This window comes from Burkholderia sp. MSMB1835 (genome assembly GCF_001526365.1).
Lineage (GTDB): Bacteria > Pseudomonadota > Gammaproteobacteria > Burkholderiales > Burkholderiaceae > Burkholderia.
Window position 1 is genome coordinate 131819 of sequence record NZ_LOYP01000042.1, and the last position, 14298, is coordinate 146116.

16 protein-coding genes are annotated in these 14298 nt (G+C 67.6%); 10 read left to right on the forward strand and 6 right to left on the reverse strand.

Annotation, left to right across the window (positions count from 1 at the left end; genetic code table 11):
• Positions 1 to 7 precede the first annotated feature (7 nt).
• A complete protein-coding gene (gene pobA / locus WS96_RS16910) occupies positions 8 to 1240 on the reverse strand; it encodes a 4-hydroxybenzoate 3-monooxygenase (protein ID WP_059833973.1) in 1233 nt (410 codons plus the stop codon).
• A 163-nt stretch (positions 1241 to 1403) separates the two neighbouring features.
• Here pobA and WS96_RS16915 point away from each other — a divergent pair, with 163 nt between their 5' ends.
• The 3 genes from WS96_RS16915 (at position 1404) to WS96_RS16925 (ending at position 3864) form a co-directional block, all read left to right on the forward strand.
• Positions 1404 to 2330 (forward strand): LysR family transcriptional regulator, encoded by a 927-nt coding sequence (locus WS96_RS16915; protein ID WP_059833975.1) that lies wholly within the window; start codon positions 1404 to 1406, stop codon positions 2328 to 2330.
• A gap of 95 nt (positions 2331 to 2425) precedes the next feature.
• Positions 2426 to 3061 (forward strand): GTP cyclohydrolase I FolE, encoded by a 636-nt coding sequence (gene folE / locus WS96_RS16920; RefSeq protein WP_034205773.1) that lies wholly within the window; start codon positions 2426 to 2428, stop codon positions 3059 to 3061.
• Positions 3061 to 3864 (forward strand): SDR family oxidoreductase, encoded by an 804-nt coding sequence (locus WS96_RS16925; RefSeq protein ID WP_059786327.1) that lies wholly within the window; start codon positions 3061 to 3063, stop codon positions 3862 to 3864. Before folE ends, WS96_RS16925 begins: the two co-directional genes overlap by 1 nt.
• Positions 3865 to 3900: 36 nt before the next feature.
• Here WS96_RS16925 and epsC read toward each other — a convergent pair whose 3' ends face one another.
• A complete protein-coding gene (epsC, locus tag WS96_RS16930; RefSeq protein ID WP_059833977.1) occupies positions 3901 to 4821 on the reverse strand; it encodes a serine O-acetyltransferase EpsC in 921 nt (306 codons plus the stop codon).
• Positions 4822 to 4958: 137 nt separating this feature from the next.
• Entirely contained in the window at positions 4959 to 5192 is a 234-nt protein-coding gene (locus WS96_RS16935; RefSeq protein WP_006480138.1) for a hypothetical protein, read from the reverse strand.
• Between the two features lie 278 nt (positions 5193 to 5470).
• On the opposite strand from WS96_RS16935, the gene WS96_RS16940 reads away from it, so the two are divergent.
• The 3 genes from WS96_RS16940 (at position 5471) to fnr (ending at position 7709) form a co-directional block, all read left to right on the forward strand.
• A complete protein-coding gene (locus tag WS96_RS16940) occupies positions 5471 to 5878 on the forward strand; it encodes a DUF3005 domain-containing protein (RefSeq protein WP_059833979.1) in 408 nt (135 codons plus the stop codon).
• A 513-nt stretch (positions 5879 to 6391) separates the two neighbouring features.
• Positions 6392 to 6859, forward strand: a complete 468-nt coding sequence (locus WS96_RS16950) for a universal stress protein (protein WP_034205776.1) — start codon at positions 6392 to 6394, stop codon at positions 6857 to 6859.
• Positions 6860 to 6962: 103 nt separating this feature from the next.
• The gene (fnr, locus tag WS96_RS16955) at positions 6963 to 7709 is read left to right on the forward strand and encodes a fumarate/nitrate reduction transcriptional regulator Fnr (RefSeq protein WP_027809557.1); all 747 of its coding nucleotides are present in this window, start codon (positions 6963 to 6965) and stop codon (positions 7707 to 7709) included.
• A gap of 46 nt (positions 7710 to 7755) precedes the next feature.
• Here fnr and WS96_RS16960 read toward each other — a convergent pair whose 3' ends face one another.
• Complete coding sequence (locus WS96_RS16960) at positions 7756 to 8649, reverse strand: LysR family transcriptional regulator ArgP (RefSeq protein ID WP_034205777.1); 894 nt, start codon at positions 8647 to 8649, stop codon at positions 7756 to 7758.
• Positions 8650 to 8760: 111 nt separating this feature from the next.
• On the opposite strand from WS96_RS16960, the gene WS96_RS16965 reads away from it, so the two are divergent.
• The gene (locus WS96_RS16965) at positions 8761 to 9381 is read left to right on the forward strand and encodes a LysE/ArgO family amino acid transporter (protein WP_059833983.1); all 621 of its coding nucleotides are present in this window, start codon (positions 8761 to 8763) and stop codon (positions 9379 to 9381) included.
• A 207-nt stretch (positions 9382 to 9588) separates the two neighbouring features.
• On the opposite strand, the gene WS96_RS16970 is transcribed toward WS96_RS16965, so the two are convergent.
• Entirely contained in the window at positions 9589 to 9834 is a 246-nt protein-coding gene (locus tag WS96_RS16970; RefSeq protein WP_257128009.1) for a hypothetical protein, read from the reverse strand.
• Between the two features lie 363 nt (positions 9835 to 10197).
• On the opposite strand from WS96_RS16970, the gene WS96_RS16975 reads away from it, so the two are divergent.
• Positions 10198 to 11145 carry an aldo/keto reductase gene (locus tag WS96_RS16975; protein WP_059833985.1) on the forward strand — a complete coding sequence of 316 codons (948 nt, stop codon included), beginning with the start codon at positions 10198 to 10200 and terminating at the stop codon, positions 11143 to 11145.
• Between the two features lie 138 nt (positions 11146 to 11283).
• Here WS96_RS16975 and WS96_RS16980 read toward each other — a convergent pair whose 3' ends face one another.
• A complete protein-coding gene (locus tag WS96_RS16980) occupies positions 11284 to 12264 on the reverse strand; it encodes a helix-turn-helix domain-containing protein (protein ID WP_059833987.1) in 981 nt (326 codons plus the stop codon).
• A gap of 177 nt (positions 12265 to 12441) precedes the next feature.
• Between WS96_RS16980 and WS96_RS16985 the strand changes: the two genes are divergently transcribed.
• Together WS96_RS16985 and WS96_RS16990 are read left to right on the forward strand one after the other, a co-directional pair.
• Positions 12442 to 12975 (forward strand): 2,4'-dihydroxyacetophenone dioxygenase family protein, encoded by a 534-nt coding sequence (locus WS96_RS16985; protein ID WP_034205782.1) that lies wholly within the window; start codon positions 12442 to 12444, stop codon positions 12973 to 12975.
• A gap of 18 nt (positions 12976 to 12993) precedes the next feature.
• A complete protein-coding gene (locus WS96_RS16990; protein ID WP_059833988.1) occupies positions 12994 to 14298 on the forward strand; it encodes an MFS transporter in 1305 nt (434 codons plus the stop codon).

The window sequence follows — 14298 nt, forward strand, 5'->3', positions numbered from 1 at the left end:
TGGCCGATCATAGAGGCGCGCACAGCGCGTTGTCAAGGCGGGTTGCCTCGGGGGCCGTCGCGTCGTCGAACGGCAGGCCGACATAGTTTTCGGCGAGCGATTGCGCGGCCGCCCGCGAACGCGTCACGTATTTCAGCTCGGCAAACTTCAGGCGATTGACGAACGGCGAATCGTCCGGCGACGCATGCAGCATGTTCGTCATGAAGTACGAGAAGTGCTCGGCGCGCCATACGCGTTCGAGACAGGTCGCCGAATAGGCGTCGAGCGGCGTCGCGTCGCCCGTCCGGTAGCGCGCGCCGAGCGCGCGAGACAGCGCGCGAACGTCGGCCACCGCGAGGTTCATGCCCTTCGCGCCGGTCGGCGGCACGATGTGGGCGGCGTCGCCGGCGAGGAACAGGCGCCCGTGCTGCATCGTTTCCGACACGAAGCTGCGCATCGGCGTCACGCTCTTCTGCGTGATCCGGCCCTCGGTCGGCGTCCAGCCGGTGTCGTTCGAGAAGCGCGTGTGCAGTTCGTCCCAGATCCGTGCGTCGGACCACTGGGCGAGGTCTTCATCCGGCTTGCACTGCAGGTACAGGCGCGTGACCGTGGGCGAGCGCATCGAGAACAGCGCGAAACCGTTGTCGTGATGGGCATACACGAGCTCGTCGAGCGACGGCGCCGCGTCGGCGAGGATGCCGAGCCACGCGAACGGGTAGACGCGCTCGAACGTCTTCAGCCGCTCGGCCGGAATCGTCTGGCGCGCGATGCCGTGGAAGCCGTCGCAGCCGGCGATATAGTCGCAGTCGATGCGATCGGCCCGCCCGTCCGCGTGCTTGAACGTGACGAACGGACGCTCGCTTTCGACGTCGTGCAGCGCGACGTCGCTGACTTCGAAATGCATCTGATGACCGTGTTCGACGCCGGCCGCGATCAGGTCGCGCACGACTTCGTGCTGGCTGTAGACGGTGATCGCGCGCCCGCCCGTCAGCTCGGACAGGTCGATGCGATGACGCTGGCCGTCGAACAGCAGCTCGATGCCGTGATGTTCGAGCCCTTCGCGGCGCATCCGCTCGCCGAGGCCGGCTTCGTTCAGCGTGTCGACCGTGCCTTGCTCGAGCACGCCGGCGCGGATGCGGTTCTCGCAGTATTCGCGCGAACGCGCTTCGACGAGGATGGAATCGACGCCTTGCAGGCGCAGCAGATGGGACAGCAGAAGGCCGGACGGGCCGGCGCCGATGATGGCGACCTGGGTGCGCATGTTTGTCTCCTGACGGCCGCGATCGGCGCTTGCGCGCACGCTTCGGGCCTATGCGAAATTGAACATTGGTTCGAGTAGTGAACGCATTTCAGCGCTTTCCCGACTATGCGGCAACGTGATTGCCGAGATAAGTTGTATACGTTTCCGCGATACTGGTCCGACGATGGATGCGCTCGATCTGAACCTGATTCCCTACCTCGTCGCCCTCGACGACACGCGCAACGTGAGCCGCGCGGGCGACCTGCTCGGCGTGAGCCAGCCGCGCGTGAGCACGGCGCTCGGCCGGCTGCGCGAGTACTTCGGCGATCCGCTGTTCGTGCGCACGTCGCGCGGGATGGAGCCGACGCCGCGCGCGCTCGCGCTGCTGCCGGCCGCCCGCGACGCGCTCGCGCAGATCGAGCGCGGCCTCGTCGCGCCGCACGATTTCGATCCGGCCGCGAGCACGCACACGTTCTCGATCGCGCTGTCGGACGTCGGCGAGATCGTGTTCCTGCCGAAGCTGCTGCAGGCGTTCGCGACGCTTGCGCCGCGCGCGAACCTGCGTTCGGTCTCGCTCGCGCACGACGAAGTCGGCCGCGGCCTCGAAGCCGGGTCGATCGATCTCGCGGTCGGCTACTTCCCCGATCTCGACGGCAACAACTTCTTCCAGCAGCGGCTGTTCACGCACCGGTTCGTCTGCCTGATGCGGCGCGGCCATCCGTTCGAGCAGGCGCCGCCGTTCACGGTCGAGCAGTTCCTCGCGTGCGGGCACGCGGTGGTGCGCGCCGAAGGGCGCAGCCAGGAAGTACTCGAGAAATATCTGGCGAAGCAGCGCATGCACCGCCGCGCGGTGCTCGAAACGCCGCACTTCATGAGCCTGCCGTTCATCCTGAGCCGCACCGACCTGATCGCGACGGTGCCGCACGCGATCGGCTATGCGTATGCGGCCGAGCACGCGTTCATCGTGCCCGTCGAGCCGCCGCTCGCGCTGCCGCGCTTCGACCTGAAGCAGCACTGGCATCGCAAGTATCACAACGACCCGCGCACCGCGTGGCTGCGCGGCGTCGTCGCGTCGCTGTTCAACGACGAGCAGGACGAATGGCCGAAGTGAGGAAGCGGGCGCGGCGGCCGCACGCACGCGCGGCGAAAGCATGAAACAATGCCCGGATATCGGCCGCCGCAGGCGGCCTTCGATGGAGCCACTACATGGGTAAGGGAAAGAAAACCGCACAGGCCCAGCCGGTCGCCTCGCGGCCGAGCCGTGAAGAAGCGGAAGACGCCGTGCGCGTACTGTTGCGCTGGGCCGGCGACGATCCCGCGCGCGAAGGCCTGCTCGACACGCCCGCACGCGTCGTGCGCGCCTACGAGCAGTTCTTCGCCGGCTACGCGCTGGAGCCGCGCGACATCCTCGCGCGCACGTTCAGCGAAGTCGACGGCTACGACGAAATGATCGTGCTGAAGGACATCCGCTTCGAGAGCTACTGCGAGCACCACATGGTGCCGATCATCGGCCGCGCGCACGTCGCGTATCTGCCGAACCATCGCGTCGTCGGCATTTCGAAGCTCGCGCGTCTCGTCGACGCGTTCGCGAAGCGCCTGCAGATCCAGGAAAAGATGACCGTGCAGATCGCCGACACGCTGTTCGACGTGCTGCAGCCGAAGGGCGTCGGCGTGATCCTCGAAGCCGCGCACCAGTGCATCTCGACGCGCGGCGTGCACAAGCCGGGCGTCGAGATGGTCACGTCGCGCATGCTCGGCACGTTCCGCACCGATCCGTCGACGCGTCGCGAATTCCTGTCGATCGTCGCGAATCCTTCCTCGGTCAACCTGACGAATACCTGATGGAGCAGACGAAGCAAACGGCGCACGCGCCCGTCGTGCTCGTGACCGGCGCCGCGCGCCGGGCCGGGCGCGCGTTCGCCGAGTATTTCGCCGCGCACGGCTATCGCACCGCGGTGCACTACGACCGTTCGGCCGATGCCGCGCAGGCCGCCGCCCGCGCGATGGCCGAACGCGGGCACGATTCGGCCGCGCTGCAGGCCGACCTGTCCGACGCCGCGCAGATCGCCGCGCTGATCGATCGGGTCTATGCGCGCTTCGGGCGCCTCGACGTGCTGGTCAACAACGCGTCGGTGTTCTGGCAGGACCATTTCCCGAGCTTCGATCTCGCGGCGTTCGACCAGGCATGGGCCGTCAACTGCCGCGCGCCGATCCTGCTCACGCGTGCGTTCTACGAGCGGGCCCGCGCGGCCGGCACGCAGGGTGTCGTCGTGAACGTGGTCGACCAGAAGATCAAGGAAAACTTCCATCGCGACCATTTCAGCTATACGGTCGCGAAGGCCGCGCTCGGCAACCTCACGCAGATGCTCGCGCTGTCGTCCGCGCCGGTGCTGCGCGTGAATGCGGTGTTCCCGGGGCTGATGCTGCCGAGCGACGATCAGACGCAGGCCGACTTCGAACACGCGAGCCGCGCATCGACGCCGCTCGCGCGCATCGCGGGCCCCGACGACGTCGCGAGCGCGATCCTGCTGCTGACGGGCAATGCGTACAACGGCGTGGATTTCGTCGTCGATGCGGGCCAGAACCTGATCCGCGTGGACCAGGACGTGCTGTACAAGCACCGCTCGCCGGACGGCAAGCACTGACGCACGCGCGGCGCCCGCCGCCAACCGCCCGCCGTGTTACGGCTTCTCGGCGCTGCCGCCTTCGCGGACCTTGCCCTGCGCGACGCTCGTGCCGGGCGGCACGCTGTGCGTGAGCCACACGTTGCCGCCGATCACCGAGCCGCGGCCGATCGTCACGCGGCCGAGAATCGTCGCGCCCGCATAGATCACCACGTCGTCCTCGACGATCGGGTGCCGTGCGTTGCCCTTCACCAGCGCGCCGTCGCCATCGGCCGGGAAACTCTTCGCGCCGAGCGTGACGGCCTGATACACGCGCACGCGCTCGCCGATGATCGCGGTTTCGCCGATCACGACACCAGTGCCATGGTCGATGAAGAAGCTCGGGCCGATCTGCGCGCCGGGGTGAATGTCGATGCCGGTCGCCGAATGGGCGATTTCATTAATGAACCGCGCGAGCAGCGGCACGCCGAGCTGGTGCAGCGCGTGCGCGAGCCGATGGTGCATCATCGCGAGCACGCCGGGATAGCACAGCAGGATCTCGGTGATGTGCTGCGCGGCCGGATCGCCCGCGTACGCGGCCTGGATGTCGCTGACGAGCAGCGCGCGGATCGCCGGCAACTGCCGGCCGAATTCGCGCGCGATCTCGAACGCGCGTTCGTCGAGCTCGGCGAACGGCGTATCGACATGCTCCGGCAGGAAAGGCAACGCGCGGCGGATCTGCTCGGCCAGGACGCGCAGCGTGCTTTCGAGCGTGTGGCCGACGTAGTAGTCGACGCTTTCGTCGGTCAGGTCGGGCGCGCCGTAGTGTGTCGGAAACATCGACGCGCGCAGGCCGGTCACAATCTTGCAGATCGCATCGCGCGACGGCAGTTCGCGGATGCCGCGCGGATGGCGCGTGCGATGGAGTTCCTCGCGCGATTCGCGCAAGCCGGCGACGATTTCTTCGAGGCCCCACTGACGGGCGGGTGATGTCGACATAGGCCAATGCGGGCAGCCGCGCTCGGTTGCACGGCCGCTAATAAAGTGACGGGTTCCGCAAGATTACCGCGTTTCTTGTCCGGGGGCGGCACCTTGGGGATCGGCCGGACGGCCGACGCCGCATCGGCGCGACGGCGTCACATCGAGATGCTGCTCGCGTCGATCCAGCGTACGGCCCAGTCGCGCGCGTGCGCGATCGCGTCGCCTTCGTCGTTGAACTGGAGCTCGATCGGAAAAAAACGGTTCGCGACGAGCTCCCCGTCGCTCGATCGGGAGATCACGACGTAGGGCTTGAACGAACCGTCACTGGCGCGTGCGGGCGCGCAATTCAACAGATAACCGCGGTGCGTGAAGGCAGTAGTCGCTTGCATGAGTCCGCCACCTCTAGTCCCTTGCTTTGTTGTTCACTACCCGTCTTTAAGGGTGCTGCGGCGCCCCGGCGCGGGCAGAGACGGCGAGACTTCATCCCCTGTCGCCGCTTCGCAGGAAAAGAATCATACTCTGTAGAAAACGCGTCTTCTAGCTGAAATAAATCATGACAAATCAGTGCGCGCCGCGCGACCGCGGCGATCGCCCGCGCGCCTTTTCCCGTCGCGCCCGGAACGGGATTTGCTTTGATCCGGAGCGTATCGCCGCCAGGAGAGCCGCGATGGAATCATCCGCTCGAACAGCGCACGCGCGCCCGCGCAGCATCGAACTCGACAACGACGACACGCACGACAGCACGGTCGACACCGACGGCAAGAACCGCGAAGCGTCGCGCCTCGCCGGAGCCGGGCCGATCTCGCCCGACCAGGTCACGCGCAGCAACGCGTCGCTCGTCAACGCGATGCCGGAAGCCGGCGACGGCTTCGCCGGTTTCGACAGCCGAGCCGACGGCAATCATCCGGCGTTCGCGTTGCGCGCCGGCTACCGGGTGATCGAGAAAGGCTTCGACACGCCGCCCGCGGTCGCCGCGCCGTACGGTCCCGTTCACCGGATGCACGGCAGCGCGTACTGGCCCGGCCACGGCCGCCGGCCGGAGCGCGTCATCGAGTTGACGGTCGCGCCGGGATAACCGGTACGGCGTTTGAATCGACCGTTCGTTCGCGAGCCGCCGTCGATCGATGGCGTGAATCGGCGCGTGCGAGTCGACCGCGCACCGATACGCGCTCGTACGGTGCCGGCGCGAACGATTCCGCGCATGGGCATCGGCAGTCGGCGTCATGCATGTCGCGCATCGCATCGACGCACATGCATTGACCGAAGTCATGGCTCGCCCCGGCGCGAATGCGATTGAATGGCGATGCGTGCGGCGCATCGGCATGGTCGCCGTGCCGGATCGATGCGTGCGCATGCGTTGTCGCCGACGATGCGGCCGAACACACACCCCGCGTCGCGCGGTGCGGCATGCGTCGCGCGCATGGCCATGCGCGACGGCGACAGGAACGGCAAGGCCGCGCGGCACGGCGGGCATCTCGCTGCACGATCGTGCCCGTTGGTTTACTCTGCCTCGCAGCATTGCGCATTGCCCGGCCCGGCCGATCGGCCATCCGGCCGACTGCGTTTCAACCCGCCACTCGGAGACACTATGTACAAGCGTATTCTGGTTGCCGTCGACGGCAGCGACACGTCCCGCCACGCGTTCGATGCCGCGCTGGCGCTCGCGAAAGCGCACGGCGCGGAGCTGCAGCCGTTCTACGTCGTCGAGAACGCCGCGATCTACTACAACGTGCCCGGCTACGATCCGTCGGTGCTGCGCGATCAGCTCGTCGCGCAGGGCAACGCGCTCGCGCAGGATTTCGCGAAGCTGATGCAGGCCGCCGGCGTGAAAGGCGAAACGCGGCTGAACGAAGCGACGTCGCTCAACGACGTATCGTCGCTGATCCTCGACGGCGCGAAGACGTTCGGCGCCGATCTGCTCGTGCTCGGTACGCACGGCCGCCGCGGCTTTCGCCGCCTCGTGCTCGGCAGCATCGCCGAACAATGCGTGCGCCACGCGACGCTGCCCGTGTTGCTGATTCCGGCGGCCGCCAACGCGGACGAGCCGGCCGCCTGAGCGGCGTTCGGCGGGCGTGGCCGGTCGCGACGTTTTGTCACCCGACAGCGGCAACTTGCGGTGGGACAATGATTTCGTCGATTCAACGCCGGAGTAAACGATCATGCTGACGCCCGTCGCCACCCGCCCCGCCGCCACGCCCCATGCCGGTAGCTGGGCTCCCCGCCAGGCCCCGCACTGCTCGTCGTGCGCGATGCGGCACCTGTGCATGCCGCAGGGCCTGGCGCCCGAAGCGCTCAGCCGCCTCGAGTCGGTCATCTGCGCGGCACGCCCGGTCAAGCGCGGCGAAGCGCTGTTCCGCGAAGGCGACGCATTCGACAACCTGTACGCGGTGCGCTCCGGTTCGCTGAAAACCGTCGCGACACGCCACGACGGCCGCGAACAGGTCACGGGCCTGCACCTCGCCGGCGAAGCGCTCGGCCTCGACGGCATCTGCGACGACACGCACCCGCGCACCGCGGTCGCGCTGGAAGACAGCTCGGTCTGCGTGATTCCGTACAGCGCGCTCAAGGCGCTGTGCTCGGAAGCCGGCTCGATGCAGTTGCGCATGCACAAGCTGATGAGCGAACAGATCGTGCGCGAAACGTCGCAGACGATGTTGCTCGGCTCGCTGAACGCCGAAGAGCGCGTCGCCGCTTTCCTGCTCGACGTCTCGTCGCGCTACCTGAAGCGCGGCTACTCGCCGTCGGAATTCAACCTGCGGATGACGCGTGAAGACATCGGCAGCTATCTCGGCATGACGCTCGAAACGGTCAGCCGCACGTTGTCGAAATTCCAGAAGCGCGGCCTGATCGAAATGCAGGGCCGCCACGTGCAGATCGTCGACTTCGACGGCCTGCAGCACCTCTGACACCGCGCGGCGCGCGCCTCGCGCGCCGCTTGCGTCACGTCGCCGGTCAATCGAGAAACAGCGCGGCACGCGCCTTCAGCGCCGCGCTGAAATCGTCGAGCCAGCCGATCGACAGACGCCAGCTCTGCCAGTACAGATCGATGTCGATGGTTCGCCCGCGCGACATGTCGATCAATTCACCCGCCGCCAGTTGGCGATCGACCATCCGGTCCGGGCACATCCCCCATCCCAATCCCGTTTCGCATGCGCGCAAATAGCCCGCGACGTGCGGTATCCAATGCTGCGGCGGATCGAGATCCGCACGCGTCACGCGCCGGATGAAGCGCGCCTGCAACCCGTCCTTCGGATTGAACATCACGCACGGCGCGCGGCGCAGCGCATCGCGCGTGATCCCCGCATCGAAATAACGTGCGTAAAACGCCGGCGCGCACACCGCGCGATAGCGAATCCGCCCGAGCCGCTCCGACCGGCATCCCTGGATCGGCTCCGCCTGCGCGGTCACGGCCCCCTGCACGCTGCCGTCGCGGATGCGCGAGGCCGTGTAATCCTGATCGTCGATCACGAGGTCGAGCAGCGTCTCGCGTTCCGTGCAGAACGGTCCGACCGCGTCGATGAACCACGTCGCGACGCTGTCGTCGTTGACGGCCACGCGCAACGTCGGCCACGCGCTCGCGATCTGGCCCGGCAGCGCCGGCATCCGGCCGCCCAGTTCGGCTTCCAGCAACTGCACGCGTTCGGTATGCCGGCACAGCAGCGCACCCGACGTGGTCGCGACGCACGGCTGCCCGCGCTTGACGAGCACGCTGCCGACCCGCTCCTCCAGCAGCTTCACGCGCTGCGACACCGCCGACGGCGTGATATTCAGCTCCTTGGCCGCCCGCTCGAACGAACCGTGGCGGATCACGGCCGCGAGCGCATCGAGCAACGCGTAGTCGAGCATTAGATTTCCTTAATCTGCATTAGGTGATTTAGCTTCTCTTATTTCCGTGCTGCTCGCAGACTAGCGCTACCCGATTCATTCGTCTACCGCTTCCACGGCTGTCCCCTCATCATGAACTGGCTCGCTTTTTCCCACGGCGCCGCACTGTGCGCGTCGCTCATCGTCACCATCGGCGCGCAGAATGCGTTCGTGCTGCGCCAGGGCATCATGCGCTCGCACGTCGGCAAGATCGTGCTGCTGTGCGCGCTGTCCGACATGATCCTGATCGGCGCGGGCGTCGGCGGCGCATCGGTGCTCGTCGAACGCTATCCGACCTTCGTCCATGCGGTGCTGTACGTCGGCCTCGCGTATCTCGCGTGGTTCGGCATCAACGCGCTGCGCCGCGCGTTCAAGCCGGGCCACGACACGCTCGACGTGCGCGGCGACGCGGTCGCGCCGCCGCCGCAGAGCGCGCTCGCGATCGTGCTGATGACGCTCGCGTTCACGTGGCTCAACCCACACGTGTATCTCGACACGTTCCTGCTGATCGGCACGGCCGGCGCGCGCGAGCCGGAAGACGGGCGGCTCGCGTTCGCGATCGGCGCGATGACGGCCAGCGTCGTGTGGTTCGTCGGGCTCGGCTATGGCGCGCGATTGCTGGCGCCGTGGTTCCGCAAGGCGGTCGCGTGGCGCGTGCTGGATGGCGCGATCGGCAGCATGGTGCTGTTTCTCGCGGCCGTGCAGTTGCGGTAGGGAGGGAAGTGTCGCGGCCGATTCCGTCGTTCGGGTCGTAGTCGTTGCCCGTGCCATCTAAGCCGGCCGTGAACCGCCGGGCTTCGGTCCCTCCTTTCATTGCCCGCCCCGCAGCGGATCGAGCGTGCCCGCTGCGGATCGAATCCTTGACCGGCGCGAAATCGCGCGATGCGTCGAATGGGAGAGATTCCGGCCAGGCGTCCAGCGTCAATGCCACTGGGGCGGCTTCTTGCGCCCATGGAACGGACTGGGAATTTCCTTCAGGCACGCGCGATCGGTCAGCTTGCGCCGCGCGTCGCGCTTCGAAAGGGCCGCCTTCGGGTCCGGGCCGTCGACTCCGCAATCCATGTCGCCTTCCACCCGGCCGTCGGGGAAGAAGTGCAGCACGATGCCGCCGCTCTTGCCCGTGACGGGCGGGCGCGCGATCGCGATCTCGCCTTCGCACCATGCCATCCCGGGGCGATTTCATTCGAGTCGCTTTCTGCATTCGCCGCCAATTCTCCGCCGGCCCCAGCGCCAGCGCCTCCGGAAATGCCTGCCCCTGCGCCGCCTCGTCGAACACGGCGGCCATCGCCTTCCCTTCGTCCTTCACGAAAATCGGTAATAAATACAATATTTGGTGCGTGGCCGGACCGCCGCTCGAGCGGCTCTCGCCGCCATGATCACGTCGCGTCATCCGCCATGCCGGCACCCGAGCGCAAAACCTGCAGGTTGGCGCGTCGCCAGCGGAACCTCGCCACGCGCTGCGCCGTCTCAACGCGACCGGCTTCAATCGCGCAGTCCCCTCCCGTCACCCTGCAGATATCGGAGCAGAACATGGCACATCGCACCCTCGGTACATCCAGCATCCAGGTTTCGCCGCTCGCGTTCGGCGGCAACGTCTTCGGCTGGACCGTCGACGAAAACGCATCGTTCGCGTTGCTCGACGCGCTCGCCGACACCGGCATCAACTTCATCGACACGGCCGACGTCTATTCGGCGTGGGTTCCCGGCAATCACGGCGGCGAATCGGAAACGATCATCGGCAAGTGGCTGAAGCGCTCGGGCAAGCGCGAGCAGGTCGTGATCGCGACCAAGGTCGGCCTGCTCGACGCCCGCGCGGGGCTGTCGAAAGACAACATCCTGAAAGCCGTCGACGATTCGCTGCGCCGGCTGCAGACCGACTACATCGACCTGTATTTCTCGCATCGCGATCTGGCCGACACGGCTCCGCTCGAAGAAACGCTCGGCGCCTATCAAACGCTGATCGACGCCGGCAAGGTGCGCATCATCGGCGCGTCGAACTACAGCGGCGCGCGCCTGCGCGAAGCCGCCGCGATCAGCACGCGCGACGGGCTGCCCGCCTATCAGGTCATCCAGCCCGAATACAACCTACTCGACCGCGCCGACTACGAACGCGATCTCGAGCCGGTCGTGCGCGACCTGAAGCTCGGCGTCGTCAACTATTACGCGCTCGCGAGCGGCTTCCTGTCGGGCAAGTACCGCAGCGAGGCCGACCTGAAGAAGAGCGTGCGCGGCGATCGCGTCGCCGGCTATCTGAACGAACGCGGCCTGCGCATCCTCGCCGCGCTCGACGCCGTGTCGGCGAAGCACGGCACGCAGCCGGCCGCGATCGCGCTCGCGTGGCAGATCGCGCGGCCGACGATCACCGCGCCGATCGCGAGCGCGACGTCGCTCGCGCAGCTCGCCGTGCTCGGCGACGCGATCCGCGTCACGCTCGATCAGGACGACATCCGCCGAATCGACGAAGCCAGCGCGCCCTGAAGCCGGTGACGACGGTGGGCACGCTGCCGTCGTCTTCGTCGAAGTCAATCGGCGGCGCTGATCCCACCGCCGCACGGATGTCTTGACTCGCGCGGCCGCTCGCGTCGACCGCGCCGCGGAGCCCTCGGAAAACCGGCATCACCCCGCGGCCGCGCGCACCGCTTCGCGCAGCGCCATCGGCGACGCACCGTAGCGCTCGCGGATCGCGCGGCTGAAGTGCGCCTGGCTCGAAAACCCCCAGCGAAACGCGATCTCGCCGATGCTCGTCTTGCGCAGCCGCGCATCCGTCAGCTCGCGATGCGCGTGCGACAGCCGCTCCGACCAGATGTGCTGCGTGATCGACTCGCCTTCGGCCGCGAAGAGGCGGCCCAGATGCCGCAGCGACAGCCCGACCGCATCGGCGACGGCCTGCGGCCCGAGTTCCGGTTCGCCGAGATGCGTCGCGATGTACTGCTTCGCGGTCAGCAGATACGACAGCGACGCGCGCGACGCGCCCGCACCGTTCACTTCGGCGTCGATGAGCTCCGCGATCAGCGTGCGCGTGTGCTCGGCGAACCGCTCGGCGTCGCGCTCGACCGGCGTCTTCATGAATCGCTCGACGCTCGCGCGCAACGTCGCGCCGAGCATCGCGCCCGCGCCCGGCTTCGGCGCGATCCGCAGCGGCAGCGCGGCGAGTTCCGCATCGAGCCGGTCGTCGAATGTCGTGATCGGGATGTCGATCAGCAGTTGCCGCATCGGCGTCAGGAATCCGAACAGATACGGCACGCGCGTGTCGTAGACGACGATATCGCCGGCTTCCGCCAGCAGGCACCGATCGCGCTGGATGAAATATGCGCGCCCGCTCACGATCTGACACGCGAACAGCGACTCCTTCGGCAACTGGCGCACCAGCGCGGGGCTGCGCTCGATCACGTGATCCTGCCCGCTGATGTCGGCGATGCCGAGGCCCGGCAGCGCGATGTCGGTCTTCTCGACGTCGAGCCCGGCCGGCGACAGCGACGAGCAGCGCAGGCCGACCAGCGTCGCCGCGTTGAACGCATCCCAGTACGCCATCCTGTCGCGCGCCGGCACGTCGGCCGTCGAGCCTCGCGTGCGTGAAAAAACGGTCGAATTCGTCACGTCGCCTCCTGCTGGCGCCTGTCGTGCGCGGCGGCACGAATTGGGGGATGGTCCGTCTGGTTTTTGGTGCGATGCAATGTCCGGCGCGGTCAAGCAATTCGTCCGGCCCAGTCAAGAGCGGCGCGCACCGGCTGGCTACAGTCGAGCCCACGACATCCCTACACCAGGAGACACACCGTGGTCGACAAAGCCGTATCCGAATTCTGGCAAAACATCCCGGCGATTGCCAATCCGTTCAAGCCCGATGCGCTGCCCGAAGCCTACATCCCGAACGCGGCCACCGACGACGAGCGCTATTACGTTCCGTTCACCGAAACGGTTTCGTCGCGGCCGCTGTGGATCTCGCCGTCGCAGAACAAATGGTGCGACATCCTGATGGCGAAGGAAGCCGGGCTCGTGAACCGGCACTATCACCCGCACGAGGTGTTCGCGTACACGCTGTCGGGGAAATGGGGCTACCTCGAACACGAATGGACCGCGACGCGCGGCGATTTCGTGTACGAGACGCCGGGCGAAGGCCACACGCTCGTCGCGTTCGATCACCCCGAGCCGATGCGCGCGTTCTTCATCGTCAAGGGCCCGCTGATCTGGCTCGACGACGCCGGCAATCCCGACGGCTACTTCGACGTGCATTCGTACATCGCGATGTGCAAGGCGCATTACGAGAAGGTCGGCCTCGGCGCGCAAGCGATCGAGAAGCTGTTCCGCTGACGCGCAGCGAGGCTCGCGATGATTTCCCCGTCCTCCTCCCGCCCCGCATGGACGTACGAGAACAGGCTGCTGCTGATCCTGTTCATGACGTTCGGCTTCGTGTTCTTCGACCGCCTCGCGCTGTCGTTCCTGTTTCCGTTCATGTCGGCCGAGCTGCACCTGACGAACACGCAGCTCGGCATGGTGTCGTCCGCGCTGGCGCTCACGTGGGCGCTGTCGGGCGCCGTCACCGGCGCATGGTCCGACGCGCGCGGCACGCGCAAGCCGCTGCTGATCGCGGCCGTGCTCGGCTTTTCCGTGTGCTCGGCGCTGTCGGGCCTCGTCGGCGGCTTCGCGAGCCTGATCGCGTTTCGCGCGCTGATGGGTATCGCCGAAGGCCCCGTGCTGCCGCTGTCGCAATCGCTGATGGTCGAGAGTTCGACGCCGAGCCGCCGCGGGCTGAACATGGGCCTGCTGCAAGGCTCGGCCGCCGGCCTGCTCGGCGCGATGATCGGCCCGCCGGTCGTGATCGGCATCGCCACCGCATACGGCTGGCGCGAGGCGTTCTACGTGTCGTGCATTCCCGGCTTCCTGATCGCGTTCTGCATCTGGCGCTGGGTGCGCGAAGTACCGCCCGGCGGCGTGCGCCGCGCGCAGGCAGATATCGCCGCGGCACCGGCCGCCGCCGGCGCGACGGTCAGCCGCTGGGCGCTGCTGAAGGAGCGCAACATCCTGCTGTGCGTGCTGATCAGCTGCTTCTTCCTCACGTGGTTCGTCGTGATCATCTCGTTCGCGCCGGTGTTCCTCGTGGAAAGCCGCCGTCTGTCGCCGTCCGACATGGGTGTCGTGATGACCTGCCTCGGCGCCGCGTGGGTGTTCTGGGGCTTCGCGGTGCCGGCGGTCTCCGACCGGATCGGCCGCAAGCCGACGATGATCGTGTTCGCGCTGATCGCGGCCGCGTGCCCGGTCGTGCTGATCCACGTCGGCTCGGTCTGGGCGCTCGGCGCGCTCGTGTTCGTCACGTACACGGGCCTCGGCTGCTTCACGCTGTTCATGGCGACGATCCCCGCCGAAACCGTGCCGCCGCACGCGATCGCGAGCGCGCTCGGGCTGATCATGGGCGCCGGCGAGCTGATCGGCGGCTTCGTCGCGCCGACCGTCGCCGGCTTCGCGGCGGACCGGTACGGCCTGCAGTTCGCGATGTGGACGTCGACCGCCGGCGCGGTCCTCGCGTGCGTGCTGTCGCTCGGCCTCGTCGAAACCGCGCCGGCCGTGCTGCGCAAGCGCGCGCTCGCAGGCGCCGCCGCCGGCCGCCTCGATGCGCGGAACCTCGGAGGACGCTGA

What these genes read in the sequence shown, in the direction of transcription:
- WS96_RS16965 (WP_059833983.1), top strand. Translation starts at nt 8,761, where the DNA reads ATGAACTGGCTCGCTTTTTCCCACGGCGCCGCACTGTGCGCGTCGCTC.
- WS96_RS16970 (WP_257128009.1), bottom strand. Translation starts at nt 9,834, where the DNA reads ATGGCATGGTGCGAAGGCGAGATCGCGATCGCGCGCCCGCCCGTCACG.
- WS96_RS16950 (WP_034205776.1), top strand. Translation starts at nt 6,392, where the DNA reads ATGTACAAGCGTATTCTGGTTGCCGTCGACGGCAGCGACACGTCCCGC.
- WS96_RS16925 (WP_059786327.1), top strand. Translation starts at nt 3,061, where the DNA reads ATGGAGCAGACGAAGCAAACGGCGCACGCGCCCGTCGTGCTCGTGACC.
- folE (WP_034205773.1), top strand. Translation starts at nt 2,426, where the DNA reads ATGGGTAAGGGAAAGAAAACCGCACAGGCCCAGCCGGTCGCCTCGCGG.
- WS96_RS16990 (WP_059833988.1), top strand. Translation starts at nt 12,994, where the DNA reads ATGATTTCCCCGTCCTCCTCCCGCCCCGCATGGACGTACGAGAACAGG.
- WS96_RS16960 (WP_034205777.1), bottom strand. Translation starts at nt 8,649, where the DNA reads ATGCTCGACTACGCGTTGCTCGATGCGCTCGCGGCCGTGATCCGCCAC.
- epsC (WP_059833977.1), bottom strand. Translation starts at nt 4,821, where the DNA reads ATGTCGACATCACCCGCCCGTCAGTGGGGCCTCGAAGAAATCGTCGCC.
- WS96_RS16940 (WP_059833979.1), top strand. Translation starts at nt 5,471, where the DNA reads ATGGAATCATCCGCTCGAACAGCGCACGCGCGCCCGCGCAGCATCGAA.
- WS96_RS16915 (WP_059833975.1), top strand. Translation starts at nt 1,404, where the DNA reads ATGGATGCGCTCGATCTGAACCTGATTCCCTACCTCGTCGCCCTCGAC.
- fnr (WP_027809557.1), top strand. Translation starts at nt 6,963, where the DNA reads ATGCTGACGCCCGTCGCCACCCGCCCCGCCGCCACGCCCCATGCCGGT.
- WS96_RS16935 (WP_006480138.1), bottom strand. Translation starts at nt 5,192, where the DNA reads ATGCAAGCGACTACTGCCTTCACGCACCGCGGTTATCTGTTGAATTGC.
- WS96_RS16975 (WP_059833985.1), top strand. Translation starts at nt 10,198, where the DNA reads ATGGCACATCGCACCCTCGGTACATCCAGCATCCAGGTTTCGCCGCTC.
- pobA (WP_059833973.1), bottom strand. Translation starts at nt 1,240, where the DNA reads ATGCGCACCCAGGTCGCCATCATCGGCGCCGGCCCGTCCGGCCTTCTG.